Origin of the sequence: Collinsella sp. AM18-10 (assembly GCF_003471585.1) — a bacterium.
Classification (GTDB): domain Bacteria; phylum Actinomycetota; class Coriobacteriia; order Coriobacteriales; family Coriobacteriaceae; genus Collinsella.
Map to the genome: position 1 here is coordinate 1 of NZ_QRJO01000026.1, position 7,435 is coordinate 7,435.

General features: G+C 60.0%; 5 protein-coding genes. All 5 read left to right on the forward strand.

Features of this window, described 5'->3' with window-relative positions; all coding sequences use genetic code 11:
• The first annotated feature begins 108 nt into the window (after positions 1–108).
• On the forward strand, positions 109–2,790 hold the full coding sequence (gene pglZ, locus DW211_RS09785; RefSeq protein ID WP_118260563.1) for a BREX-1 system phosphatase PglZ type A: 2,682 nt from the start codon (positions 109–111) through the stop codon (positions 2,788–2,790).
• Between the two features lie 11 nt (positions 2,791–2,801).
• On the forward strand, positions 2,802–5,132 hold the full coding sequence (gene brxL, locus DW211_RS09790) for a protease Lon-related BREX system protein BrxL (protein ID WP_199576777.1): 2,331 nt from the start codon (positions 2,802–2,804) through the stop codon (positions 5,130–5,132).
• Positions 5,133–5,209: 77 nt separating this feature from the next.
• Positions 5,210–6,574, forward strand: a complete 1,365-nt coding sequence (locus tag DW211_RS09795; RefSeq protein WP_118260565.1) for a hypothetical protein — start codon at positions 5,210–5,212, stop codon at positions 6,572–6,574.
• Positions 6,575–6,601: 27 nt separating this feature from the next.
• Positions 6,602–6,799: a hypothetical protein gene (locus tag DW211_RS09800; protein WP_117786726.1), complete on the forward strand. Its 198-nt coding sequence runs from the start codon at positions 6,602–6,604 to the stop codon at positions 6,797–6,799.
• 155 nt (positions 6,800–6,954) lie between these two features.
• Positions 6,955–7,435, forward strand: a 481-nt coding sequence (locus DW211_RS09805; protein ID WP_118260567.1) for an ABC transporter, incomplete at its 3' end; no start/stop codon positions are given.

Sequence of the window (7,435 nt, forward strand, 5' to 3'; positions counted from 1 at the left end):
AGATGATGGGGCGGAATGTCAATCCTGGTCTAACAGAGCCTAAAATAATGCACACGTGATTACGCGTTACGCGAATTGTTTTGACCGGTATGACAGTGGGATTGTTAGATGGCAAAGTTCGATGTAATTGAAGAGCTGGCGGCGCGCTTTGAACAGCCGCTGCCCGATTGCCGTGAGCGCCGCGTGGTGGTGTGGCACGACGCGGAAGGTGAGTTTGCCGCCACGTTTGCCGAGCTCGCCGAGAGCGGCTTTGGCGAAGCGGTGGAGCAGCGCTTGCCGCGTCCGGTGTGCTTTGTGGAGGCTTGCGATGGGCATATGTTTGAGGTCAAACGCCTTATTGCCCGCGAGGACACCACGAGCGATATGCTGGTGTATCGCCAGCAGGGGCGCGGTGGCCTTGAGGGCGATTGGCTGGCCGATGTTGAGCTGTATGCCGATCAGTTCTCGGCGGACTATCTGTCGCTGCTGGCCGATCAGTTGGGGGCTTCGAGTGCGAGGGATATTCGCAAGGCTCTGCAGGCTCACAAGTCGTTCTTTGCCGCCAAGGGCCGCGTCGCTAAGTTTTCTAAGTGCATGCCCGCGCCTGCATGCGCGACCGATGTCGAGCTGGGCCTGCTGGCCGCCATGTTTGGCGGCTCCGACCCCAGCGCCTCCACCATGCCGTTTATTGTGCGCTCGTGCCTGACCATGCTGTTGCACGAAGGCCCGGAGGCGCTGGCGGAGCTGGCTCATAAGTTTGAGGCTGGCGATAGCCTTGCTGCCTTTGTGCGTCAGCGCACGGGCTTTGAGGGTGCGCTGTTCGAGCGTGATTCGCTGCAGGATTTTGCCGCCCATGTGTTGCTGACGGCCTCGGCATCGCTGGTGCCGGCTGCTGCGCTGCAAAAGCTCTCCAACCATATTGCGCCTGCCTATGCGCCGTATTGCATTGCCATCGTTCGCGAGTGGGCGAGCGATGCCGCGGCTGCTGACGACCTGCGCGAGATTTGCGAGTCGGTCCAGGACGCATGCGGCCTGCGCCATGTGTTTGGCGGGCTGCCTGCCGCCGACTTGCTGCGACTCGATGTGTTCCCGTGCGTGGACGAGGCCATTCTGAGTGACTTGCTCACCTCGCTGGCACAGGGTGCCGATCGTGTTGACGAGGCCCGTCGTGTTGCCTCGGCCCGTCGCGATCTGTGCTGGTACGACGATGTTGCCTGCTATTACCAGGTTCTTTTGGCGCTGGCCGATATGGCGGCCTTTAAGCGCGACCATGCGGGCGGATTCCATATTGCCCAGGCGGCCGAGGTGTGGGAGGCCTACACCATGGATTGGTGGCGCATGGATGCGGCCTATCGTGCGTTGCGCCAGGCCAATGAGTGCTGCAAGTTGCGTGGCGTCGATCTGCTGGAGGACCCCGAGCGCCGCGCCGTCGAATGGGCCGAGAACAACTACGTTAACTGGTATCTGACCGAGAGCAATGCGTGCTGGGCCAATGCCGCCCAGGCGCAGTGGCGCGATGCCGGCTATGTTGAGGGCGTCGCTCGCCAAGACCTGTTCTATTGGGAGACGCTGCCCACGTATGTTGGCAGCGCCAAGGCCAAAGTCGTTCTGATTAGCGATGCGCTGCGCTACGAAGTAGCGCAGGACGTGGCCGCCGCATTGGAGCGCGAACGCGGCGGCGAGGTGCGTATGGGCAGCGTGCAGGCGATGTTCCCCTCTATTACCGAGATGGGCATGCCGGCGCTGTTGCCGCATCAGGCCATGACGCTCAATATGGAAACGGGCGCCGTGCTGCTCGACGGTATGCCGACGGGCACTACGGCTGAGCGCCAGGCGGTGCTGCAGAAGGCCGCGCCTTCGGGTCGTGCCTTGAGCGCTGCGGCGTATTTGGATATGCCTGCCGCCGACCGCAAGGAGCTGCTCAAGTCCAGCGAGATCGTGTACCTGTATCACAACAAGATCGACGCGACGGGGGAGAAGCTCGCCACCGAAAGTGACGTGTTTGACGCGTGTGCCGAGAGCGTGGACGAGCTGGTCTCGATTGCCAAGCGCGTGTGCACCGACGCGCCGAGCGCCCGCGTGACGATTACATCCGATCATGGCTTTTTGTATACGGCCAACGAGCTGCCGGAATGCCTGTTCCTGGGTAAGAACGATCTGCCGGACGACCCGGTGCTGTTTGGCAAGCGCCATGCGGTGGTCGCTCAGGGCGATGCCTTGGCCGATATTACCAACGGTGCGGGTGGCAGCCCGTATTTGGCCATGAACATGGACCATGTGGTGCCGGGCGGCGGTTATGTTGGCTTGGCCCCGCGCGGAATCGTGCACTACAAGCGACCCGGCGGTACCAAGCGCTACGTGCATGGCGGCGTGAGCCTGCAGGAGCTCGTGGTGCCGGTGATCGGGTATCGCCGCCTGAGCGCCTCCTCAAAGGAATTTGTCGACACGCAGACGGCGCAGCTGCGCGTGCTCAACGAGAGCCGCCGCGTTACCAACTCGCTGTTTGGCATTAAGCTGCTACAGGACGAGGCCGCTGTGGGCAAGGTGCTGCCGTGCGAGTACGAGCTGGTGTTTACCGACGAGACCGGCAACGAGGTGAGCGATGTGGTTCGCGTGCATGCGGACATGACCTCGCCCAACCCGCAGGACCGTGTGGTCGAGGCCCGCTTTACGCTTAAGACCGGTGTGTCGTTTGGATCTGGCGCGTCTCATTTGCTGGTTTGCCGCGATGCCCAGACGGGCAAGATCGTTTGGCGCGAGACGTACACCATCGCTGTTTCGTTTGCCCCTGTTGCTGACTTTGGTTTTTAGGAGTGTGCCCTATGTTTGATAGTCACGACGACGATCTGTGGGAAGTTCCCTCGATTGATGTGAATGTGCCGGTGGAGGCTGTGCCCGCGGTGGAGGCTGTGCCTGCCCCAGAGGCCGTGGCTGCTGCGCCCGTCGAGGCTGTGGCGCCTGCCGAGGACGAGCCCTCGACCGATGACTATGTCCAGGCCGTGGCCGAGGCTCCCGAGGACGACGGTTACGACATGGATGGACTGGACGGCAAGCTGCTCGAGCACTTTGGTGGCAAAATCGTGCGCAAGGACCTCACGGCCCTTATGAAGCGTGGTGCCAACGTGCCCACCTTTGTGCTGGAGTACCTGCTGGGCATGTACTGCTCAACCGATGACGAGGACGCCGTGGCGGAGGGCCTGGAGCGCATCCGCAAGATCCTCACCGATAACTACGTGCGTCCCGACGAGTCCGAGCGCATCAAGTCCAAGATTCGCGAGCTGGGTCGCTTTACCATTATCGATAAGGTGACGGCCAAGCTCGACGAATACAAAGACATCTACGTGGCGTCGTTTGCCAATCTGACTATTGAGCCGTTTGTGATGCCGGCCGAGTACGTGCGTGACTATTCCAAGATTCTCCAGGGTGGTATTTGGTGCATTATGAGCATCGAGTACCGTCATCCCATGGAAGAGGAAGACGAGTTTGGCATGGAGGTCTTTGGCGACGATGCGCCGCGCCGCTCCAAGGCCAAGCGCAAAAAGCGCGGGCCCGAGGACTCTCCGTTTAGCGTGGCGTCGCTCACGCCTATCCAGATGCCCAACCTGGACCTGGAGGCCATGATCGACGAGCGCCAGTATTTCTCGCGCGACGAGTGGCTCAACATGCTGCTGCGCTCTGCCGGCTATGAGCCCAGCGAGCTTTCGGAGAAGGAGCGCCTGCACTTTATCGAGCGTATGGTGCCGCTGATCGAGCGCAACTACAACCTGTGCGAGCTTGGCCCCCGTGGCACCGGCAAGAGCCATATCTACAAAGAGGTTTCGCCCTACGCCATCTTGCTTTCGGGCGGGCAGACCACCACGGCCAACCTGTTCGGCCGTATGAACTCCATGCGCGCCGATCGCGTGGGCCTGGTGGGCCATTGGGATTGCGTGACGTTTGACGAGGTCGCCGGCATGCGCTTTAAGGACACCAACGCCGTGCAGATCATGAAGGACTATATGGCGAGTGGCAGCTATGCGCGTGGCCGCGACCAGATCAATGCCGATGCCTCCATGGTCTTTGAGGGCAACATCAACGACACCGTGCAAAACGTTCTTAAGACCACGCACCTGTTTGACCCGTTCCCGCCGGAGTTTAACAACGATTCGGCCTTCTTCGACCGTATCCACTATTACCTGCCGGGCTGGGAGATTCCCAAGATGCGCTCGAGCCTGCTGACCGGGCATTACGGCTTGATCACCGACTGCCTGTCGGAGTTTTGCAAGGAGATGCGCCGCAAGGACTTTACGCATCATATCGACCGTTATTTCCGCTTTAACAGCGACTTTAACAAGCGTGACGAGATTGCCGTGCGCAAGTCCTTTAGCGGCCTCGCCAAGCTGCTGTTCCCCGACGAGGCTATGGACAAGGACGACGTTCGTTGGCTGCTGGACTACGCCATCGAGGGCCGTCGCCGCGTAAAGGAGCAGCTCAAGATTATGGCGGGCGTCGAGTTTATCGACGTCAACCTGGGCTATATGGATGCCGACAACCCGCAGGACGTGCATGTGGTACGCGTGCCCGAGCAGAGCGAGGACACGCTGATTCCCGACGGGCCGCTGCTGTCCGGTCACGTGTTTGGCGTGGGCAGGTCGCAGGGCGGCGAGGTTGCCGTGTACAAGCTGGAGAACAAGGCCGTTGCCGGCGAGTGCAAGTTTAAGCACGAGGGCGTGGCCTTTAACAAGCCGGTGCGCGATACGCTGGAGGCCGCGTTCGACAACTTTGTGAACCTGGCGAACCGTGTGGCGCCGGGCATGCACATTGGCTCCAAGGATTATCTGCTGTTCTATAACGACCTGCAGAGCAAGGGCCTGTCCGAGGAAGTTTCGCTTGCCGAGTTTGTGGGCCTGTGCTCCGCGGCGTGCAACCGCCCAGTGATGCCTGCGCTGGCGGTCCCGGGCATCTTGCGCATGTCGGGCTCTATGGACGAGATCCGCGGGCTCGAGGACATTATGCGCGTGGCCAAAAACGCCGGTGCCAAGCGTGTGATTTTGCCGCTGAGCGCCATCGCGGGCCTGCAGAGCGTTTCGTCCGAGATCATTTCGGGCTTGAGCCCGGTGTTCTACATGGATGGCGATCCGGTCGACGCCGCGAAGAAGGCGCTGGATTTGTAGGGGTGCGGGCGAGCGGGGCGTCCGGTGCTCGTGCGTTCCGCGAACATGTTGGTGCGTAGTGCGTGAGGAGGCCTGCCATGGCGGACGAGCGTTCTGTTGGTGAGCTGCTCGACGAGCTGTTTGGCTTTGAATCGGTGGCCAAACGCCAGGCGACGCTTGAGCAGTACGATCGCGGGGAGTTGGTGCGCAAGGCGCGCTCCCGCGAACTGCTGGGTGTGCTTAGGGATGTCGAGGCTGCCGAGCACGCTGCGCGCGAATCTGCCGTGCGGGCTGTTGATACGTACGTGCGCCGTGTTGAGGGCGCGGCCCTTGCGCGCGCTCGCAAGCAGGCGGGTGTTGTGGGCTCGCTGCAGATGGAGCGCCGCTATGCTGCCTTTTTGCGCATGGAGGACAAGGCCGAGCTGCTGACGCGCCTGGAGCAGACGCTTGCGTTTATCGAGGTAAAGCTGCGTGCGAATACGGCGGACAGGGTGCGCGCAGCGTACGATGCTGCCGGCGCTTTAGTGCTGCAGGACGTGGCGCGTCTGGGTGACGTGCGCGTTGTGGATGCTGTGCCCCTGGATGCCGACCTGCTGTGCACGCAGCTGGAGCAACTTCGTTGTGCCGCCGACGCAACGGACCTTGCGGGTATGATCACGGCGACGTTTGAGTCCGAGCTGAGTGCGACTGGGCCGCAGCACGCTGATGGGTTTACGGGTGATTTGGCTGGCGATGTTGCTGGTGACGTGGCGCTGGAGCGTGAACTTACGAACGTGCGCGGTGCTGCGCAGCGAGCGCGCTTAGCGGCGCAGGCGTATCGGGCCGAGCGCGCCGTCCGCGTTGTGGGGAGCACGGTGGAGCCAGTATCGTTGCCCGAGCCTGTGTGCGTTGCGTGCGAGACGACGTGCGATGCCGGGGAGCTTTCCGAGTTGCTCGTTCAGGTTAAGAAGTCGTTTGAGACCTACCGTCGTGTTGTTGCCTACGGCGGGTTGTTCTGTGCGTTTGGCTCTGGCTCGCCGCATGGGATTTGCCGGGGCTCGAGCTATTTAGACTACGATTCTCGGCTTGACGAAGACGTGCTGGTGGGCGAGTACGATGGCGCTACCAGGCATGATGTTCGCCGAGAGGTTGCGATTCCCGAGCTTGTGGATGAGGCTTCGGCCGATGGTGGCGACTCGCTCGAGGTTGCTGTGGCGCGCATACGTAAGTTTAACGGACGCCGCTACGATGGTGTGCTGGACGAGGATTCTGCGCGCCATGTGAATGCGTTTTGGTATGGGCTCAAAAAGCTCAGTCAGTATTGTGAGGCTGCCGTGCGCGTGGATGAGCGTGCTTGGGATTGCTTTATCGATAAGGTGCAGTTCGCCTACGATGAGCCCGTGGGGCGCCTGGCCACGCAGATGGACGACAAGCAGGTTGCGGCTTTTGTTGCTGCCGTGGAAGTGCTTGGCGCTGACGAGTAAGGGCCTGGTTTGGCGGGAGGTTTCACCATGAAGATCGAAGTTGATGTAGATCAGCTGCGCGAGAGCCTGCTCGACCGCGCGGGGAGTGCAGCAGGCGTGGGCTTTCCGGCCGCCATGCTCGACGTAGTGGATATCGAGGATGAGTCGCCCCAAGAGCTCCTGACCCGTGCCGAACGCGAAGGCCTCGACCTCCGCGACTTTGCCGTCGACGATGACGCTGAATGATGGCCATCTTTGTTATTGACGAACATATGTTTGTATTTTATACTCATGCTTGAACATACGTCCAACTTCATGGTATAAACTAGGTGGTCATCTCTTAAGAGAGGGCTTCCAAGTGCCGGGGACGTTTTCCCCGGCTTTTTTATTAAGGATTGCCCATGCGAGAGCTGAGTATCTTTATTGATGAATCTGGAAGCGATGATCTTCGTGAAAGATACTATCTTGTGGCCTTTGTTTTTCATGAACAAGATATTCCCATCGCTGAGGGAATAGAGAAATATGAAAGGGCGGTAGCCGAAAGCGGATTGCCGCTTCTTCCGTTCCATGCTTCTCCTCTCATGAATGGAAAAGATCAGTTCAAGGACTTGGGCATCAGCGAGAGAAAAAGGCTGTTCTCACTATTTCGAGTTATGTTTCGACATTTGCCCATCTCGTACAAGGTGTTTGTATTCAAGACGCATCGGTACCGAACTCTTAAACAGATTGCTGATGCGATGCGGCGTGAAATCATCGATTTCATATTCGACAATTTGAGTTGGTTTCAGCAGTTTGATGCTGTAAAGATTTACTACGACGGAGGACAGGGTTCGGTTTCGAGTGGTAGTGTCGAGAAAGTTGGTGTAGCGCCCGATTCGAAGC